Raw genomic sequence first — 18,435 nt, forward strand, 5'->3', positions numbered from 1 at the left:
CCGCGCGACAGTGACGGCATGCGGCACGGACGGGGGCCAAGAAAAAGGCCGCCCGAGGGCGGCCTTTTCGTGGATCTCCGGTCGCCCGGATCGCTTACTTGACCAGCTCGGCGATCGCCGCGCCCAGGTCACCCGGCGAACGGACCGTCTTCACGCCGGCCGCTTCCATCGCCTTGAACTTGCCTTCGGCCGTGCCCGAGCCGCCCGACGCGATCGCGCCGGCGTGGCCCATGCGCTTGCCCGGAGGGGCCGAGGCGCCGGCGATGAAGCCCACGACCGGCTTCTTGACGTGCGCCTTGATGTACTCGGCGCCCGCTTCCTCGGCATCGCCACCGATCTCGCCGACCATGATGATGCCCTCGGTCTGCGGGTCCTCGTTGAACAGCTTCAGGCAGTCGACGAAGTTCAGGCCGTTGATCGGGTCGCCGCCGATGCCGATGACCGTCGACTGGCCGAGGCCCGCCGCGGTGGTCTGCTTGACCGCCTCGTAGGTCAGCGTGCCCGAACGCGAGACGATGCCGATCTTGCCCGGCTGGTGGATGTGGCCCGGCATGATGCCGATCTTGCACTCGCCCGGGGTGATCACGCCGGGGCAGTTGGGACCGACCAGGGTGACGCCCGGGTGCGACTTGAGCACGTTCTTGACGCGCAGCATGTCGAGCACCGGAATGCCCTCGGTGATGCACACGATGACCTTGATGCCGGCAGCCGCGGCCTCGAGGATCGCGTCGGCCGCGAACGGCGGCGGCACGTAGATCACCGACGCATCGGCGCCGGTGGCCTCCACCGCCTCACGCACGGTGTTGAACACCGGCAGGTTGATATGGGTGGTGCCGCCCTTGCCGGGGGTCACGCCGCCGACGACCTGGGTGCCGTACTCGACCATCTGGGTCGCGTGGAAGGTGCCCTGCTGGCCGGTGAAGCCCTGCACGATCACCTTGGTGTTCTTGTTGATGAGGACGCTCATTGGAAATCCTGTGCTGTCGCAGGAGCGGCCTTGGCCGCGATACTTCTTGCCTGGGAGTTCCGGAATGCGGAACGGAAGGCAATCGCGCGCAAGCGCGCTCCTACAGGTGATGTGTGGGCTTAGGCGGCGACGGCCGCGACGGCCTTCTTGGCGCCGTCGTTGATGTCGTCGGCCGGGGTGATGGCCAGGCCCGACTCGGCCAGCAGCTTCTTGCCCGCCTCGACGTTGGTGCCTTCCAGGCGGACGACGACCGGGACCTTGACGTCCACTTCCTTGACCGCGGCGATGATGCCCTCGGCGATCATGTCGCAGCGCACGATGCCGCCGAAGATGTTGACGAAGATCGCCTTGACCTTGTCCGAGGACAGGATCAGCTTGAATGCCTCGGTCACGCGCTCCTTGGTCGCGCCGCCGCCCACGTCGAGGAAGTTCGCCGGCGAACCGCCGTTGAGCGCGATCACGTCCATCGTCGCCATCGCCAGGCCCGCGCCGTTGACCATGCAGCCGATGTTGCCGTCCATCGTCACGTAGTTCAGGTCGTACTCGCTGGCACGCACCTCGGCCTCGTCTTCCTGGGTCTTGTCGCGCATCGCGGCCAGATCCTTGTGGCGGAAGGTCGCGTTGTCGTCGCTGTTGACCTTGCCGTCGAGCGCGTACAGGTCGCCGCTGTCGAGGATCGCCAGCGGGTTGAGCTCGACCAGCGCCAGGTCCTTCTCGTTGAACAGCGTGTACAGGCCGCCCATGATCTTGGCCAGCTGGTTGGCCTGCTTGGCGTTCAGGCCGATCTTGAAGCCGATGTCGCGGCCCTGGTAGGCCTGGAAGCCCTCGACGAAGCCGACGTTGAGGGTCTCGATCTTCTCGGGGGTCTCGGCGGCCACCTGCTCGATGTCCACGCCGCCCTCGCTCGAGACGATGTAGGTGATCGACTGCGTCCCGCGGTCGACCAGCACCGACAGGTAGAGCTCCTTGGCGATCTCGCCGGCCTCGGTCACCAGCACCAGGTTCACCGGCAGCGCCACGCCCGCCGACTGGTAGGTCGCCATGTTCGTGCCGAGCATCTTCTCGGCGGCGGCCTTCACGTCGTCGTGGGTCTTGCAGAACTTCACGCCGCCGGCCTTGCCGCGGCCGCCCGCATGGATCTGGGCCTTGACCATCCAGGGGCCGTCGCCCAGGGACTTGGCTGCTTCGACTGCTTCGTCGGCGGTGGACGCGACGCGCCCGGCCGGCACGGGGATGCCGTAATCGGCAAACAACTGCTTCGCCTGGTATTCGTGGAAGTTCATGTGGGGTCCGTACGGGAAGGAAATGTCGCCGGCCGCCGGCAGGCGCACGAGGCGTGGCGGGCCGACGGGGTCCGCTATTCTCGCGCATGCGCGCCCGCCGGGCAAAACCGGGGGTCGGCCGCGCCCGCCGGGGCCTGCCTATACTGGCGCCGACCCTGCCCCCTGGAGCCCCCGTGCGCCTGGCCGCCCCCGCGATGCCCCGGTCGCTGATGCAGCGCGAACTGGCCCTGTTCTCGCTCTACCGGGTGCTCGAGGCGGCGCTGCTGGCGCTGGTGGTGTTCAGCCCCTGGGGCGAGGCGCTGGGTGGCGTGCAGGACCCGACCGTCGCGGTGCCGGTGACCCTGGGCTACCTGGTCGCCTCGGTCGGCCTGCTGATCCACGCCCGCGCGCCCGATCCCGACTACACCGCGCATGCCGTGGTCGGCGTCGCCGTCGACATCCTGGTCGCCGCGCTGGCCTGCCACGCGATTCCCGACGCCACGCCGGGCGTTGCGATGCTGCTGCTGTTCAACGTCGGCGCGGCCGCGCTGTTCGTCACGCTGCGCACCAGCCTGCTGCTGTCCATGGCCGCCGCCGCAGCGCTGTTCGCCGAACCGGCATCCGATCTGCTGACCGGCGAACCCGCGACCCGGCCGATGGCCGAGACGCTGATGTTCGCGCTTGGCCTCTTCGCCGCCGCGTCGCTGACCCGCCTGCTCGGCAGGCAGATCCGCGAGAGCCAGGCGCTGGCCGACCGTCACGAGGCCGAGGCGCAGAACCTGGCGGAGATCAACGAGCTGATCATCCGGCGCATGCAGACCGGCGTGCTGCTCGTCGATGGCGCAGGCCACGTGCGCCTGGCCAACGAGGCCGCGCTGGCCCTGCTCGACAGCGACGGCGAGGGCGACCTGCACGGCCGCCCGCTCTCGCGCCTGTCGCCGCCGCTGGCGTTGCGGCTGGCCAGCTGGCTGCGCAGCGGCAGCAGCGACGACGCCCCGCTGGCCCTGCGCGAGCACGTCGACGTGATGCCGCGCTTCGTGCGCCTGCTCGCCGACGGCGACAACACGCTGGTGTTCCTCGACGACACCTCGCTGGTCACCCGCCGCGCCGAGTCGCTGACGCTCGCCACGATGGGCCGGTTCTCCGCCAGCCTCGCGCACGAGATCCGCAACCCGCTCGCGGCGATCAGCTACGCCACTCAGCTGCTCGAGGAATCGGAGGCCATCCAGGACGGCGACCGCCGCCTGCTGCAGATCGTCCACCAGCAGTGCGTGCGCACCAACGGCATCGTCGAGAGTGTGCTCGGCCTGGCGCGCCGCGAGCGCGCCCGGCCCGAACCCGTCGATCTCGTCGCGGCCGCACATGCGTTCGTGCAGGACTACCGGCTGATCGTCGCCGACGACAACGCGGAACTGAAGGTCGCCTGCGACCGCGCCCAGGTGCGCGCGATGATCGACCCGCGCCATCTGCAGCAGATGCTGACCGCGCTGGTCAACAACGCCGTGCGCTATGGGCGCCTGCCCGGCGAGCCCGCACGCATCGCGCTGCGCGTCGAGGACGGCGAACGCCCGACGGTCAGCGTGCTCGATCGCGGGCCGGGCATCCCGCCCGCGGTCGCCGCCCAGCTGTTCCGGCCGTTCTTCACCACCTCCGAAAGCGGCACCGGGCTGGGGCTCTACATCGCCCACGAACTGTGCCGCGCCAACGAGGCGCGGCTCGAGTACGTGGCCTCGCCCGGCGGTGGCGCCTGCTTCCGGATCACGCTGTCCGCGCGACGGGCCGCGCTGCGCAGCTAGGCCACGCGCGCAGCGCGCCGTCCGGCGCGCCGGCCGCGAAACGCACGAAACCTCACGAAAACGCGCCTGCCGGACGCGCCCGGTGTGACCCGCGTCACCGGTGTGACCCTCGTCACTATTGGCAAAAGCTGTCACTATTGGACGTACCCGAAAGCAAGCGCCAAGCCAGGTTTCGATGAGCGAGCACCGCAGCGCCCTGATCGTCGACGACGAACACGACATCCGCGAACTGCTGGTCCTCACGCTGGGCCGGATGGGCCTGCGTACCGACACCGCCCCGAATCTCGCCGCCGCACGCGAACTGCTGGCCGCCGGCCACTACGATCTGTGCCTGACTGACATGCGCCTGCCCGACGGCTCGGGCCTGGAACTGGTCGGCGAGATCAACACGCGCTTCCCTGGCACCCCGGTCGCTGTAATCACCGCCTACGGCAACGTCGAGGCCGCGGTCGACGCGCTCAAGGCCGGCGCGTTCGACTTCGTCAGCAAGCCGGTCGACATCAACGTGCTGCGCGGGCTCGTGCGCCAGGCGCTCGAGCTGGGCGAGCGCGCCCGCCACGGCAACGACGAGTACGGCGGGCGCCTGCTCGGCACGTCCGAGGCCATGGTGACGCTGCGCAACACGCTGGCCAAGGTCGCCCGCAGCCAGGCGCCGGTATGCATCAACGGCGAATCGGGCACGGGCAAGGAGCTCGTCGCCCGCATGCTGCACGCGCAGAGCGCGCGCGCCGGCGGCCCGTTCGTGCCGGTCAACTGCGGCGCGATCCCGACCGAGCTGATGGAAAGCGAGTTCTTCGGCCATCGCAAGGGCAGCTTCACCGGCGCGCACAGCGACAAGCCCGGGCTGTTCCAGGCCGCCGAGGGCGGCACGCTGTTCCTTGACGAGGTCGCCGAACTGCCGCTGCCGATGCAGGTCAAGCTGCTGCGTGCGATCCAGGAGAAGTCGGTGCGTCCGGTCGGCGCCTCGGCCGAGGTGCCGGTGGACGTGCGCATCCTTTCGGCCACGCACAAGGACCTGGCCGCGCTGGTCGACGACGGCCGTTTCCGCCACGACCTGTACTACCGCATCAACGTCATCGGCCTCACCGTGCCGCCACTGCGCGAGCGCGCCGGCGACCTGCCGCTGCTGTCGGACGCGATCCTGCGCCGGCTCGCGCAGGCGATGCGCCGCCCGGCACCGACACTGGCGCCCGACGCGGTGACCGCACTCGAGGCGCATGCGTTCCCCGGCAACATCCGCGAGCTGGAGAACATCCTCGAGCGCGCGCTGGCCATGGCCGACGGCGACCGCATCACCGCCGCCGATCTGCATCTGCCGACGTCCCAGCCCGGCATGGCCGGCGGCGGCGCGGCGCCCGCCGCGGCCGGCGCGCGGCTGCCGCCCGACCCGCGCACGCTCAGCCCCTACGAAACCGCCGGCACCGCGCTGCCCTCGTACATCGAGGACATCGAGCGCGCCGCGATCCAGCAGGCGCTGCAGGAAAACCGCTACAACAAGACCAAGACCGCGGCCGTGCTCGGCATCACCTTCCGCGCGCTGCGCTACAAGCTCAAGAAGCTCGGCATCGACTGACGGCGGGCACGCGGCCCGAGTGATCCGATCGCCCCCGCGAGCCCGTAAAGAAAAGACGCGTCCTCCCGCCTGTGCAGTTCCTGCGCCCGGGAGAAAGAAATGTCGATCGGGCTGCAGCCTTGTGAACGCAGGAGCCGGACACGCGATCACGCGACTCAAGTGCGTCTGACGCTTCCCTTGTTCACGGCTTCGCCCACCGGCACGCTGCCCACCGCCCGGGAACGCGCCAGCGACCAATCCATCGGGCGGTTGCCGCCGATCTCGATCCAGCCCTGCTCCAGCGCATGGCCGGGGTGGTCGAGCACGCTGTAGACGTCCACGCCGTCGCCCGCCTCCAAGCCCCACAGGCCGGCCCAGGCATTGCGCCCTGCGCGCTTGGCGACGTACAGCGCGCGGTCGGCCACCCGGATCGCCTCCTGCCAGCGCGGCGCCCCGTGCGGGAACACAGGCAACGCCGCCACGCCGATCGAGATCGTCAACGGCAGCGTGCCGCCGCGGCCGTCGTCCACCCGCAGGCGCTCGACCTGCCGGCGCAGGTGCTCGGCCAGCGCGAAGGCCGCCGCCTGCGACGTATCGCCCCGCGCCACAAGGAACTCCTCGCCGCCCCAGCGCGCGACCACGTCCCCGGCGTCGCAGGCCGCGCGCAGGCAGCGCGCGACCTCGACCAGCGCCCCGTCGCCGATGTCGTGCCCGAAGCGGTCGTTGATCGTCTTGAACGCATCCACGTCCAGCAACAGCAGCGCCGCGCGCCGGCCGTCGGCGGTCAGCGCCCGCAGCGCCCCGTCGGCCGCGCGGCGGTTCGCCAGGCCGGTCAACGGATCGGTCGTGCTCAGCTCGGCCAGGCGGTGCTTCTGACGCCGCGTACGCACGAGCAGCACCAGCGCAACCAGCGCGACCACGGCCAGCACGCCCAGCCCGATGTCGCGCAGCAGCCGCGTCCGCGCCGCGTCCTGCCGCGCGAGGATCTGCTCGGGCTGCAGTTCGCGCGCGGCCTGGGCCTGCAGCCGCGCCAGCTGCTGCGCGGTCTTCTCGCGACCGTCGGCACGGTCGAGCGCACGCGCGCGACCCGCGTAGTCGGCGGCGGCCCCGGCATCGCCGAGTGCGATCGCGATGTCGGCGAGCAGGTACAGGCCGTCGCGTTGCTCCATCGGCATGCCGGCGCGTTCGGCGCCTGCCAGCGCCTGTTCCGCGATGGGACGCGCTTCTTGCGCGCGCTGCTGGTCGAGCAACGAGCGCGCGAGTCGCTGCGAGGCCACGATTTCGCCCGGCACGTCCCCGGTTTCCCTGAACTTGCCGAGCAGCGTCCGCAGGCTGGCCTCCGCCTCGCGCGGCTCGCCGCCGACGCGACGAATCTCGGCACGATGACTGGCGATGCGATGGCGCATGGAGACCAACTCGGGAAATCCAGCAGCCAGAGCATCTGCTTCCGCCAGCAGCGGATCAGCCTCGTCGTACCGCTTCAACAAGAACAACGTGTACGCGAGATCGTGGCCGAGCGCGATGCTCGGCACGCCGGAAGGCTGTCCCAGACGACGGTCGAGCCCATAGGCTTGCCGAAAGTAGGCCAATGCGCCCTCGGGATCGTCGAAATCCTGCGAACGCAAATGCCCGATGGCAACGAGCACTGCGATCTGGCGCTTGGGGTCGCCACTTTTCACCGCTTCCGCTTGCACCTGCGCCAGCAAGTCCATCGCGTCCTGGATCTTCCCGCTACGATTGAACAGCAGGGCAGCACGCAACTGGCTCTGCCAGCGCACACGATCCGAAAGCTGTGGATCGTCCAGCAACGACAGCAACTCCTGCGCCACCGCGCCCGCCATCTCGGCCCGCCCTTCTCCAAGCCGTGCAAGGCCGAGACAGGCCGTCACCATGACCCTCGCTTCATTGGACAGGTCCTGCCTGGCCAGCAGGGGCTTCGCAATCTGGATCGACTCGGCCGGACGTACCAACGCAAGGCGCTCGCAGCGCTGGATGTCTGCAAGATGAGGGACGCCCTGCGCCGCGGCGCCCCCCGACGACCCAAGCAATAGGAACAGCATCACGCCGGCACGGCGTCGGGAACGGCATAAGCGCATGGGGTGGCCTCGGATGCAGCGGCGTCGTGTAACGCCATGGCGGGGGCGGCTGCGACGCCAATATAATCGCCGGCAGGGGGATGGACCGCATGCGGACAGATTCAGCAAACAGGGCGCGGCCCGGCGCGGCGTCACCAGGCGAGCCCAGTGCCGTCACCCCCGTCGACGCCGCCGACCACCGTAACGCATCCATGCTGCAATGGGTGCTCGTGTTCTGTGGCGTCTACCAACCGCTGTCGACCGCCATCGCCTGGTGGCGTTTCGATGGCCTGCTCGATTCCGTCTCGCTCTGGCTGACGGCCGTCCACACCACACTGCTGTGGAGCTGCTTCGTCGCGGCGCGGCGGGGCGCAACACGCCTCGCCGCCGTCGCCTTCGTGCTCGGCAGTCTGCTCGTGTTGTCGGTCGCCTATCCGCGCTGGGGCCTCGCCCTGCAGGGCCCGCAGCACTGGCTGCAACTGCTGCCCGTCCTCATCGGAGCGGTGCTGCTGGGGCGTCGGGTGCTGTGGACCGCAGCCGCATGGATGGCCGCGCTGGTCGCGATCGGCGCCTGGCAGGATGCGCAGCCGCTGCTGTTCGCGCCCGGACACGTCGTGGGCGTGGCGTTGGCGGCTCTGTCCGCTGTGCTGGGATTGGGGCTGGTCGCCTTCGTCGTCGACCAGGCCCTCGTCGCCCTCCACGAAAGCCTCGCCCTCGCCCGCCGCCGCGGCAGCGACCTGGCGCAAGTGCGCGACCGGCTGCTGCTGGAAATGGAACAGCGCGAGCGTCAGCAGGCGCAGCTGCTGCATGCGCAGAAGATGGAGGCCGTCGGCCGGCTGGCCTCGAGCATCGCCCATGACTTCAACCACCTGCTCGCCCTGGTCATGGGCCATGCCGGACGCGGGCTGGCCACCGACGACCCGGACGAAATGAAGGCCGCCCTGCGCAGCGCCGAGGCCGCCGCACGCCGCGCTGGCGCGGTCAGCCATCGCCTGGTCGACTTCAGCCGCCACGACGACGCCTGGCCCGAGACCTTCGACGCCGTCGAGGCGATCGCCGAACTCGCGCCCATGCTGCGCCAGACCTTCCCGTCGACCGTCGACGTCGCGCTCGATCTCGACGCCGGCACCGGCCTGGCGATCCGCTTCGACCGCGCCCAACTGGAACTCGTCCTGCTCGGCCTGGCCACGAACGCCCAGCAGGCCATGCCCGACGGCGGCCGCTTCACACTCTCCGTCGCCCTGCGCGCGCCGGACCGCGTGGAGATCGTCGCCCGCGACACCGGCCGCGGCATGGACGCCGCCACCCGGGCACGGTGCCTCGAACCGTTCTTCACGACACGGCCTGCCGGCCAGGGCGCCGGACTCGGTTTGGCCGTGGCGGCCGACCTCGTGCGCACAGCCGGCGGCGACATCGAGATCGACAGTGCGCCGGGCGAAGGCAGCACCTTCCGCATCGTGCTGCCGTTGCAGGCCCTATCGCGCGAGAACAACGTGTCTCGACGCACTCGCAGGACACGCGCTTCGGGGGAGGACGCGCAGCGACAGCCAGGAGCCGGCACAGCAAATTAGCCATGCAACCTCATAGGTCCTGACGAGCCCATTCTCCAGGCAGAGGGAAATCCGCGTACTGATTGTGGGGACACGATAAGTGCGATGACTCATGCCAGTGTGCCGAGACCTTCGACCAGATGCCCGCGGGGAAGGGATGGTCGGCACACCAAAGCAGGGCATCGGTCACGCTTCGCACTTTTGAGGTCGAAACGGCCTCAAGGAAACGCGCATACAGCCCGATGGGGCTTTGAGCCAAACCATCGGAAACCAGGAATGTCCACCCCACATGACACCCTCCCCACGCCGCCCTCTACCCTCACTGAGGAAATCGATGCTGGACTCAAATGGCTGCACGATCGCGCTTGGCCACTCTCAATCGCTGGCCTAATTGTCACCGTCCTCTGCCTATTGCATTACGCGCATCAGCACCAGGTGCCGCTGGATCTGACTTCGTCATCAACGATCACTGCAATCCCTGTAATTCTCACGTTGATCCTGATCTTGGTGTTCGCGCTCGTCATTCTCCTGCTCATGCCAGCTTGGTTCCTGCTCATTCGCGGCGGCACCGGTAGCGCAAGCCTGGCCAATGAAATCGGCGCCGCAGGTGCGCGGCGAAGAAGTATCGTCTGGCATTGGTCGTTGTCGATCATCGCACCGACCATGGCGCTGCTTCTGGCGACCATTCCGGACACAAATCCGTCCAGCACGAATCTCCTCACCCTCGTCGCCGCCATCCTCGCGCTCACCACGCTCATTTTTGTCCGCAGCACCGGACGACATGCCCGTGAGATTCCATTCGATCTATGGCTGAACGCCGCATTTGCATCGCTAGCGCAGTTGTTCGCACTCATCACCGTAATCCTTGCGTGCCTTCGGTTCGCGGAGCGTCAGGATTCCGTTCCGTTGGCGGTCGCACTTATCGTCGCCACAACGGCCACGCTTGGCGTCGTACAGATTGGCGCAGCGATGATCGCAAGACGTATTGGGAGCCATTCACGCCCGTTGACGGTCATCGGACAGTACGTGGCAGTCGGGCTGACACTGCTCGTACTCATACCGTCCGCATCCGCAACACTTGTGGGCGCAGTGCTACGGGCGCCGTTGACCGGCGGTGCGGCTTGCGCCGAAGTGACCTGGGCTCCCGGACGCGCACCGCCGGACCTCGGCACCCGACTGTTCGTGGTAGCGCCGGCCGGCGACATACTTTTGGTCCGCAAACCTGGCGAGCCCCGACCGACGTACTTCGTGCCACGCGCCAACATCGCTTCCTTGTACGGCATCGGCTGCCACGACTAGGGGTCAGGACGGCGCGTCGAAGACCTCTCGATGTGTCCAAGATCCATGGCGGATCAATTGCACTCAAGCTGTCGCCCCTGCTGCCGATGCTGGCGGAAGGCGACACACGCTACAGCTACGACACGGTACCCCAACCCCATCTGGTCGGCACGACCTCACGCATGTGCCAAATTGCGTCCAAAAGCGACGCTCTATGTCGACCGAAAGCGGAGAAACCGGCAGGAGCACTGCTGGTTTCAAGCCATTTTACGTGAATAGCGAGGCAAACAGGGATTTGGCACGACACATGCGACAGTCCCGATGCACGTGCATGTCGCACGGCTGCCCACGGATCGGCACCCGCCGCACCTCAGGCACGTGAAGTCATCACCCCTCGGGAGCTCCACCATGAAGAAGCAGCAGGGCTTTACCCTGATCGAACTGATGATCGTCGTGGCGATCATCGCCATTCTGGCGGCGATTGCGTTGCCGGCTTATCAGGATTACACCAACCGTGCAAAGATGGCCGAGGTTATCGGCTTTGCCGCTGCTGCTAAGACCGCAGTAGCAGAATCTTTCCAAGCCAGTGGCGCACTTCCGGCCGACAACAGCGCAGCCGGACTTGACGCCGCTGCAAATATTGAGTCCAAGTTTGTCGAATCCGTGACCGTTGCCAGTGGCGTGATCACTGTCGCGATTCAGGGGACCGGCGTGTCGGCTCTTGATAGTGGCAGCGTGACGTTCACCCCTAAGCAGGGCGACACCAACACTACCGTTGCTGCTGGCTACGCAGGCCCGATTACCTGGGCTTGCGCTCCTTCTGCTGCCACGTTGAACAAGTACTTCCCGGCCAACTGCCGCACCGTTTCCGGGGAGTAACCGTAAGGATACTGACGGAATCGCCGACGTAAACCTGCTTTAGCTCAAAAAAACCCCCGCCCCGGCGGGGTTTTTTTTATCCACGAGGTTCGAGCGCGCGCCCCAATCACAACTCATAATCTAGAATTTACCATCAAGGAAGAAGAAGGTGACAAAGACACTGGAAGCACACGACAATTTGATCCGCGAGATCTTCGAGGGCAACTATCGCTTCGAGATTCCGGACTACCAGCGGCCATACGCATGGACGACCGAGCAAGCGGGAGAATTGCTGGACGACTTGCTGGCCGCCATGCAGGATGCCCGTACGCCAGCAACCGCCAGCCAGTACTTTCTCGGCAGTATTGCCCTCATCAAGGAAGACCAGTCGCCAAGATCCTGAATAGTCGATGGTCAGCAGCGCCTGAGTACCTTGACGATTCTATTTTCCGTACTGCGTTGGGCGTTGCCCGAAGCGGCCGACGACATCACCGATTTCCTCTACAAGAAAGGAATGACCATCCTCGGCGAGACGAACGAGTACCGCCTGATCGCGCGCGAGGACGACGCTGAGTTCTTTTTACATCCAGGAACCAGACGGGATCGAGCGTCTGCTTGCTGGCTCCAATGTATTAAAGGACAGCCAGCTTAGATACCGCGAGAATGCGACGCTTCTGTCGGAGCGGGCCAAATTGCTGCCTACGGTGGAGCGCGCGGCGCTGTTTAAGTTCCTGGCTACGAGCTGCTCGCTGGGGGTCATCTCGACACCAAATTTCGAAGCGGCATATCGCATCTTTTCGGTCCTCAACGATCGGGACCTCGAGCTGGCACCCGTCGACATCCTGAAGGCGGCCATCCTCGGCGACATCCGCAAGCTGACGGACGCCGCGACAAGCGGTGCGTATGCCCAGCAATGGAGCCGCATCGAGCGGATGCTGGGCCGCGCCGGATTCAGCGATCTGTTCGGGCACATCCGCACGTTCTATGCCAAGCAGAAGCAGCGGGCAACGCTGGTCAAGGAATTCAAGGACAGCGTCACCGAATACGCGACGCCCACCATCCTGATTGACGAGGTCATCAAGCCATACGCCGAGGTGTGGAATTTCATCAGGAATGCCGATTTCGAGGCGTCCACACATGCAGAGACGATCAACGAGTATCTGTCGTGGCTCAACGAGGTGGATTTCAACGGCTGGGTGCCTCCGGCGCTCGTGTACTTCAAGCGCTTCCGCCAACGACCCGAGCTGGTCGCAGCATTCTTTAAGGCGCTCGAACGGCTGACCTACTTTCTGCTCGTCACCAAGGCGGGCGTGAACGAACGCATCGAGACCTATGCGACTCTCACCAGAGAGACCGAGGCATCGGCATTCGCGGGCGATCCGGCCAAGCTGATGACATTGAACCTGTCGGACAACCAGAAACGGGACTTCATGTCCGCATTGGATGGCGACATCTATCGCAGGCTGCCGAAAGCTCGAAGAGCGCTGATCCTGCGTCTTGAAGCCCTATCCAGCGACGGGAGCAAGCAGCAGACGTTCAAACATATATCGCTGGAGCATGTGCTCCCTCAGACGCCCGCCATCAACTCCCAGTGGCTTAAAGAGTTCCCCGACGAAGATGAGCGAGATTCCTGGACGCATCGCCTGGCCAACCTCGTCCCCCTGCATATTCGCAAAAACCCCTCTGCCAGGAACTACGAATTCACCTTAAAGAAAGATGTCTACTTCAAGGGGAAAGGCATTGCATCTCCATTCGTCCTGACACAGGAAGTGCGATCGGAGAAGGTTTGGACGATTGAGGTTCTCGCGGCCCGCCAGGAGCGGCTCGTCGGTGTACTGACGGGGCATTGGGAGCTGGAGCAGGCATGACCGCCGAGCCGGTGGTCCTTAAGCGGCGCCGTGAATTGCTCGAACAGCGGTTATATCCCGACTCAACTGGGCGTTCAGCAAACCAGCCTGACCGCGCATCCAGCGAACAGCGCCATCCAGTTGCCGACCCAGCCGGCATCCCCTACGCTCATGTCGCCGCGGACCGCGGCGCAGGAGCTATCAATGATGACCTCCAAGAAATCTTCATCCAATCCGCGAGAGCTCATTACCCCGAACGAGGGGGACTCCCGCTACCAGCGTCGCAACGACGACGGAACGCTGGCTGATGGTGACAAGGTGTCTCGGGCCCAGCCTGCGGACAAGGCCCGAAAGTCGACGACAGTGCCAGACAAAGGTCAAGGCGACAAAGGTGACCACAAACCAGTTTCGAAGAAGAAGTCTTGATGCAACGACCGAAAGTACGGACCGTGAGACTCCGTGACATCGGCGAGCTCGCAGATATTGATTGAAGCAGCTCCTTGCAGTTCGATGAGAACCCCGCCGCGCGGGGTTCTTTTTACTCGCGCGCCAACATGCCGGCTTTATTGTGCTAAGCGCATGCCGACCCTGCTAGCTTGCATTGCGACCAAGATCAGAATTCCCCTACGCCCCAATGCGGGATTCCCTGACACTTCCTACCTTGACACTCGCCGCCTTGGCACCGCACACTCGGCGCCAAGGAGCGTAGAAACTCCTCTTAGAGCGGTCCCCACCTCCGTCAAACTGGTGGGTTTTTTGTGCCCGTGCACTTGCGGGTGCAACCGACGCGATGCCTGCGTCGGGAGGGCGGCTAATACAACACCCTTCGGGGAAATACGCCCGCCGACTCTAAGCGGTTTCTAACCTCCCGACTTCCCGTCCGCCCTGCGCGGTGGGCGGGCCCTTCGATGGAATGAGGAGGTTGAGATGTCGAACTGCGAAGCGAACGACCGCGCCCTGCCGGGCTATGTCCTGACCGAACCCGGCCAACTGCGGCTCAAGCAACTGCACGAGCACATCGTGTTTCTGGCCCGGCTGGCGCAGCCGCGCACGCTGGAGGAGGAACGGGACGGCACGCCGGAAGTACGCCTGGAACAGCTGGCGACCTATCTGGCTTTTCTGGCGGAACAGTCTGGGCTGGTGCTGGATGCGGTTTCGGATGGGGAACGAAGGCCGGCGGATGCTGCGTTCGCCGATGCCGAGGGCCCCCACCCCGGCCCTCCCCCGCATGCGGGGGAGGGAGCGCATCCCGGCGCTTCCGCGCGTACGACGGAGCGAGGCGATGGCGATGGCGATGGTCCGGCGAGTGAGCCTGTCGCAGAGATTTCGCTGACCGATCCCGATGGCGACCGACTGGTCTTCGGCATGAGCGTCGACCAGGCGGATGCGCTCGGCCAGCTCATCCAGGCCATCGCGGCCCATGGCGACGTTATTGCGTCCGACAACGACGACCTGGCCGATGCCACGCTGCCGGTACTGGGCCAGGCGATCACGGAGGCGACGGACAGGATCCGGTCGCTGCTGGACACCGTGGAAGACCAGATGATCGTGCCGCCCACCAAACGAGGCGGCGTGCGCGAGCCTCGGCCCACGTATGGCGCTCTGCCTGGCGCCGTATCGCAACGTCCTTTGGGCGTGTCTCTGAACTGATCGGCTGATCGGTCGGGGCGCGCTGCGTCGAGCGGCGTGCCCCGCCCTTCTAGGAGAAGTTCCATGCACCCGCATCCGTCGTCTGACGTCCGATCCGCCTCCGTCGCCCACGGGACGCGGCCATGAGCGAAGACCTGCCTCCGCGTTACGCGCCGTTCGTGCGCCGCCCCAAGCCCTTGCCGCCCGAAGCCGAACGCGCCGTGCGGCGCTGGACCTGCCAGGAGATACCCATGTCCAAGTTCACGCCGCTGCTGATAGCGGGCACCCCACAAGACATCGACGAGTTCCGCCGCACGCGGCCTCGCCGCCCGCGCCAACCCAGGCGCTGCACCGTCGGCTATCAGCATTACCCCGCGCGCGAGGCCCACCGGGGCGACGACGAGGTGCCGTATCTGCGGCTGAGCGGCCTGTGGCTGGAGGCACTGGGCTTCGCGGTCGGCAGCCGGGTGCGGATCACGGCCGAGGCCGGCGTCGTGACGCTGACGGTGACGCAGGCGGAATGACAGACATCGCGGTCAGCCCTAAGGCGCGCCTCAGGGAAACGTGAGCGCGCCCATATGTTTCGAGGTTGAGTGAGGTGTGTGACGGCCGTCGTTCGCATGCTGTTCGATATCCTCTATGGATTGCAGTCGACCGGCCGGAGTTGCAGATGCGCGCAGTCCTCTATCCCGTGGTTTCGTACCGTGCCAAGCGCCACGGAATAGGCGCGACAGGCATATCGGCTACAGATGCGTTCAGGCCAATTGGCCCGCAGACGGAGTGGTCAGCTGGGGCAAGCGTCTCCGGGCGTCCGCCCCGCGCATTCGCCTTTCGTCGGAACGACCCGTCATGACGCGCGCCTGGGTTCCACCCCTGGCCGCCTCCGTCGCCGGTGCGGCCCTGTGGGCACTCGCATCCGCAGCGGCCGGCGGCGTCGAACCCTGGGACATTGCCAGCTTCTGGACGATGGCCTACCCAGTCGCGCTCGGGCTGTCCGCGGTGCTCGGCCTGGTCTTCCCGGTGGGCGCGTGGCGCTGGGGTGCGCTCGTCGTGCTCATGCTGGTGCCGGTGACGGTCGTGGTATCTGGCATTGGGCCGCTGCTGGCGGCGGGGGTTCTGTACGCGGCGCTGCTCGCGATCCCCGCGATGCTGCTGTCTTGGTTGGCGTCGCAGCTTCGACGGCGGCATGCGGCGCGGCGCGGCGGTCCGGCACCAGGCCGACGCTGACCTGCGCGTCGGCGCTCGGAATTCGGCGATCGCTCGCCATGGCACAACCGCATCCGACCGCGAGAACCGCTCGATGGACCTTCTCGACGACCTGACCTCCGGCGACGCGCATCGGATCTGGTCCGCCGCAGGCAGGATCCGCCACCTGCGCGACATGGCTGCGCTGACGCACCTCGCGGACCACATCGCGACGATCCGCGCGAGAACGCGCGATATCGATCTGGGCGGCGCGCTGCGCCCCAACGCCAGCCATCTCAGGTTCGCGCTGCGCAAGCTGGCCTTCGTACGCGACGGCGCGGGCTGCCTGTGCACGCTGTACCCCGCGGACGACTTCTACGACCCCGCCCGCGAGGCCGAGGCGGGCTGGGTGCGCATCCTCGAAACGGCACCGCGACCGGGCGGCTGGGGCGAGCGGCTCATCTGCGCCTGCACGAGCTGCGGAATGCGCTACCAGGTGGAGGACGAGGAATATCATTACAGGTGGTGGCGCTGGCAACCGATCGAGTGACCTCCGGAAGGGCGCACCAGCAGGCGCCGCCATGCCCCCATCTTCCCCGCCCCTCTCCGAGGCGCCGCCCCCACGCGCATTGCAGTAGAGTGCCCGCCGAACACCGCGGAGCGATCAGATGAGCCCCAACTCGGCCCCCAATCTCGTCGGCATCACCGGCATCGCCCGCCGGCTGGTCATGGATGGCGCGCTGGGCGAGGCCGCGGCCCGGGAGGCGCTCGACAAGGCGACGGCGGCGCGGCGAAACGTGGCCGGCTACCTGCGCGAGCACAAGCTGGTGACTGCGGCGCAGATGGCGGCCGCCAACTCGGTCGAGTTCGGGATGCCGCTGTTCGACGCCTCGGCGATGGACGCGCAGGCAAGCGCCGTCCGGCTGGTCAGCGAGGAACTGCTCAACCGCCATTGCGTGCTGCCGCTGTTCAAGCGCGGGTCGCGCCTGTTCGTCGGCGTCGCCGACCCTACGAACACGCGGGCCCTGGACGAGATCCAGTTCCAGACCAACCTGTCGGTCGAGCCGATCCTCGTCGACGAGGACAGCATCCGTCGCATGCTCGAGTTGTGGCTGTCGACCTCCGACGGCTTCGCCGATGCGCTCGAAGATGCGGAAGGGCTGGAGACGCTCGATGTCGGCAGCGACGAGGAGGCGAGCCGGATCGAGAACGTGGTCGACGGCAAGGACGACACGCCGATCGTGCGCTTCGTCAACAAGATTCTCGTCGATGCGATCAAGCGCGGCGCCTCGGACATCCACTTCGAGCCTTACGAGACGGACTATCGTGTCCGCCTGCGCATCGACGGCATGCTGCGCCAGGTGGCCAAGATGCCGGTCAAGCTCAACGGCCGGATCACCGCACGCCTCAAGGTCATGGCGCAGCTCGACATCGCCGAAAAGCGCGTCCCGCAGGACGGGCGCATCAAGCTCAACCTGTCCAAGACCCGGCAGATCGATTTCCGCGTCAGCACGCTGCCGACGCTGTTCGGCGAGAAGGTCGTGCTGCGCATCCTCGATGCCAGCGCGGCGAAGCTGGGCATCGACAAGCTGGGTTACGAGCCCGACCAGCAGGCGCTGTTTCTCGACGCGATCCACAAACCCTACGGCATGGTGCTGGTCACCGGCCCGACCGGGTCGGGTAAGACGGTCTCGCTGTACACGGCGCTGGGCATCCTCAACGACGAGACACGCAACATCTCGACCGTCGAGGATCCGGTCGAGATCCGCCTGCCGGGCGTCAACCAGGTCCAGCAGAACGAAAAGCGTGGCATGACGTTCGCCGCGGCACTGCGCTCGTTCCTGCGCCAGGACCCGGACATCATCATGGTCGGCGAGATCCGCGACTTGGAAACCGCGGAGATCGCGATCAAGGCGGCCCAGACCGGCCACATGGTGCTGTCGACGCTGCACACGAACGACGCACCGCAGACGATCGCGCGCCTGATGAACATGGGCATCGCGCCGTACAACATCGTCAGTTCGGTGACGCTGGTGATCGCACAGCGCCTGGCGCGACGGCTGTGCAGCAAGTGCCGCAAGCGGACCACGCTGCCCGACCATGCGCTGCTGGCCGAAGGCTTCTCGGAGGAACAGGTCCGGGCCGGCGTGGAGGTGTACGAGGCCGTCGGCTGCGACGAATGCACGAGCGGCTATCGGGGACGGCTCGGCGTGTACCAGGTGATGCCGATGAGCGACGAGATCCAGGCGATCATCCTGCAGGGCGGCAATGCGTTGCAGATCGCCGAAGCGGCGCAGCGGGCCGGTGTGAAGGACCTGCGCCAGTCGGCGCTGGAGAAGGTCCGCCAGGGCCTGACCACCCTGGCCGAGATCAACCGCGTGACCAAGGACTGAGCCGGCCCCACCTCGACCCTCGAAGGCCGGGCGCACGGGTGCT

17 protein-coding genes are annotated in these 18,435 nt (G+C 66.7%); 14 read left to right on the forward strand and 3 right to left on the reverse strand.

Features of this window, described 5'->3' with window-relative positions:
- Window positions 1–94 precede the first annotated feature (94 nt).
- Window positions 95–967 (reverse strand): succinate--CoA ligase subunit alpha, encoded by an 873-nt coding sequence (gene sucD / locus WQ56_RS01845; protein WP_047135385.1) that lies wholly within the window; start codon window positions 965–967, stop codon window positions 95–97.
- Between the two features lie 119 nt (window positions 968–1,086).
- Window positions 1,087–2,250 (reverse strand): ADP-forming succinate--CoA ligase subunit beta, encoded by a 1,164-nt coding sequence (sucC, locus tag WQ56_RS01850; RefSeq protein ID WP_047135386.1) that lies wholly within the window; start codon window positions 2,248–2,250, stop codon window positions 1,087–1,089.
- 194 nt (window positions 2,251–2,444) lie between these two features.
- On the opposite strand from sucC, the gene WQ56_RS01855 reads away from it, so the two are divergent.
- On the forward strand, window positions 2,445–4,025 hold the full coding sequence (locus tag WQ56_RS01855; RefSeq protein ID WP_047135387.1) for an ATP-binding protein: 1,581 nt from the start codon (window positions 2,445–2,447) through the stop codon (window positions 4,023–4,025).
- Between the two features lie 175 nt (window positions 4,026–4,200).
- Window positions 4,201–5,598, forward strand: coding sequence for a sigma-54 dependent transcriptional regulator (locus tag WQ56_RS01860; protein WP_047135388.1), 1,398 nt, complete (start codon window positions 4,201–4,203; stop codon window positions 5,596–5,598).
- A 155-nt stretch (window positions 5,599–5,753) separates the two neighbouring features.
- Here the strand turns inward: WQ56_RS01860 and WQ56_RS17515 are convergent, their stop codons facing one another.
- Window positions 5,754–7,637 (reverse strand): GGDEF domain-containing protein, encoded by a 1,884-nt coding sequence (locus WQ56_RS17515; RefSeq protein ID WP_231583336.1) that lies wholly within the window; start codon window positions 7,635–7,637, stop codon window positions 5,754–5,756.
- Window positions 7,638–7,864: 227 nt separating this feature from the next.
- Between WQ56_RS17515 and WQ56_RS01870 the strand changes: the two genes are divergently transcribed.
- The 12 genes from WQ56_RS01870 to pilB all read left to right on the forward strand — a co-directional run bounded on the left by WQ56_RS01870 (window position 7,865) and on the right by pilB (window position 18,392).
- Entirely contained in the window at window positions 7,865–9,223 is a 1,359-nt protein-coding gene (locus WQ56_RS01870) for an ATP-binding protein (protein WP_047135389.1), read from the forward strand.
- Between the two features lie 255 nt (window positions 9,224–9,478).
- Window positions 9,479–10,501 (forward strand): hypothetical protein, encoded by a 1,023-nt coding sequence (locus WQ56_RS01875; RefSeq protein WP_156170196.1) that lies wholly within the window; start codon window positions 9,479–9,481, stop codon window positions 10,499–10,501.
- 32 nt (window positions 10,502–10,533) lie between these two features.
- A complete protein-coding gene (locus tag WQ56_RS18385) occupies window positions 10,534–10,755 on the forward strand; it encodes a hypothetical protein (RefSeq protein WP_156170198.1) in 222 nt (73 codons plus the stop codon).
- 133 nt (window positions 10,756–10,888) lie between these two features.
- Window positions 10,889–11,359 (forward strand): pilin, encoded by a 471-nt coding sequence (locus WQ56_RS01880; protein WP_047135391.1) that lies wholly within the window; start codon window positions 10,889–10,891, stop codon window positions 11,357–11,359.
- A gap of 148 nt (window positions 11,360–11,507) precedes the next feature.
- Window positions 11,508–11,741: a DUF262 domain-containing protein gene (locus WQ56_RS19195; RefSeq protein ID WP_231583319.1), complete on the forward strand. Its 234-nt coding sequence runs from the start codon at window positions 11,508–11,510 to the stop codon at window positions 11,739–11,741.
- Window positions 11,742–12,030: 289 nt separating this feature from the next.
- Complete coding sequence (locus WQ56_RS01885; RefSeq protein ID WP_231583320.1) at window positions 12,031–13,206, forward strand: HNH endonuclease family protein; 1,176 nt, start codon at window positions 12,031–12,033, stop codon at window positions 13,204–13,206.
- Window positions 13,207–13,389: 183 nt separating this feature from the next.
- Window positions 13,390–13,611: a hypothetical protein gene (locus WQ56_RS18390; protein WP_156170200.1), complete on the forward strand. Its 222-nt coding sequence runs from the start codon at window positions 13,390–13,392 to the stop codon at window positions 13,609–13,611.
- Between the two features lie 501 nt (window positions 13,612–14,112).
- Window positions 14,113–14,835: a hypothetical protein gene (locus WQ56_RS18395; protein WP_156170202.1), complete on the forward strand. Its 723-nt coding sequence runs from the start codon at window positions 14,113–14,115 to the stop codon at window positions 14,833–14,835.
- A 122-nt stretch (window positions 14,836–14,957) separates the two neighbouring features.
- On the forward strand, window positions 14,958–15,338 hold the full coding sequence (locus WQ56_RS01895) for a SymE family type I addiction module toxin (RefSeq protein WP_052772765.1): 381 nt from the start codon (window positions 14,958–14,960) through the stop codon (window positions 15,336–15,338).
- 325 nt (window positions 15,339–15,663) lie between these two features.
- On the forward strand, window positions 15,664–16,041 hold the full coding sequence (locus WQ56_RS01900; protein ID WP_052772766.1) for a hypothetical protein: 378 nt from the start codon (window positions 15,664–15,666) through the stop codon (window positions 16,039–16,041).
- 73 nt (window positions 16,042–16,114) lie between these two features.
- Window positions 16,115–16,549, forward strand: a complete 435-nt coding sequence (locus WQ56_RS01905; protein ID WP_047135620.1) for a hypothetical protein — start codon at window positions 16,115–16,117, stop codon at window positions 16,547–16,549.
- Between the two features lie 118 nt (window positions 16,550–16,667).
- A complete protein-coding gene (gene pilB, locus WQ56_RS01910) occupies window positions 16,668–18,392 on the forward strand; it encodes a type IV-A pilus assembly ATPase PilB (RefSeq protein ID WP_047135392.1) in 1,725 nt (574 codons plus the stop codon).
- The last annotated feature ends 43 nt before the right edge of the window (window positions 18,393–18,435 follow it).

The sequence above is a fragment of the Luteimonas sp. FCS-9 genome, from assembly GCF_001014645.1.
Classification (GTDB): Bacteria; Pseudomonadota; Gammaproteobacteria; order Xanthomonadales; family Xanthomonadaceae; genus Luteimonas.

Excerpts from the sequence above, each read along its gene's own strand:
- sucD (WP_047135385.1), bottom strand. The coding sequence starts at position 967 with ATGAGCGTCCTCATCAACAAGAACACCAAGGTGATCGTGCAGGGCTTC.
- sucC (WP_047135386.1), bottom strand. The coding sequence starts at position 2,250 with ATGAACTTCCACGAATACCAGGCGAAGCAGTTGTTTGCCGATTACGGC.
- WQ56_RS01855 (WP_047135387.1), top strand. The coding sequence starts at position 2,445 with ATGCCCCGGTCGCTGATGCAGCGCGAACTGGCCCTGTTCTCGCTCTAC.
- WQ56_RS01860 (WP_047135388.1), top strand. The coding sequence starts at position 4,201 with ATGAGCGAGCACCGCAGCGCCCTGATCGTCGACGACGAACACGACATC.
- WQ56_RS17515 (WP_231583336.1), bottom strand. The coding sequence starts at position 7,637 with ATGCTGTTCCTATTGCTTGGGTCGTCGGGGGGCGCCGCGGCGCAGGGC.
- WQ56_RS01870 (WP_047135389.1), top strand. The coding sequence starts at position 7,865 with ATGCTGCAATGGGTGCTCGTGTTCTGTGGCGTCTACCAACCGCTGTCG.
- WQ56_RS01875 (WP_156170196.1), top strand. The coding sequence starts at position 9,479 with ATGTCCACCCCACATGACACCCTCCCCACGCCGCCCTCTACCCTCACT.
- WQ56_RS01880 (WP_047135391.1), top strand. The coding sequence starts at position 10,889 with ATGAAGAAGCAGCAGGGCTTTACCCTGATCGAACTGATGATCGTCGTG.
- WQ56_RS18390 (WP_156170200.1), top strand. The coding sequence starts at position 13,390 with ATGATGACCTCCAAGAAATCTTCATCCAATCCGCGAGAGCTCATTACC.
- WQ56_RS18395 (WP_156170202.1), top strand. The coding sequence starts at position 14,113 with ATGTCGAACTGCGAAGCGAACGACCGCGCCCTGCCGGGCTATGTCCTG.
- WQ56_RS01895 (WP_052772765.1), top strand. The coding sequence starts at position 14,958 with ATGAGCGAAGACCTGCCTCCGCGTTACGCGCCGTTCGTGCGCCGCCCC.
- WQ56_RS01900 (WP_052772766.1), top strand. The coding sequence starts at position 15,664 with ATGACGCGCGCCTGGGTTCCACCCCTGGCCGCCTCCGTCGCCGGTGCG.
- WQ56_RS01905 (WP_047135620.1), top strand. The coding sequence starts at position 16,115 with ATGGACCTTCTCGACGACCTGACCTCCGGCGACGCGCATCGGATCTGG.
- pilB (WP_047135392.1), top strand. The coding sequence starts at position 16,668 with ATGAGCCCCAACTCGGCCCCCAATCTCGTCGGCATCACCGGCATCGCC.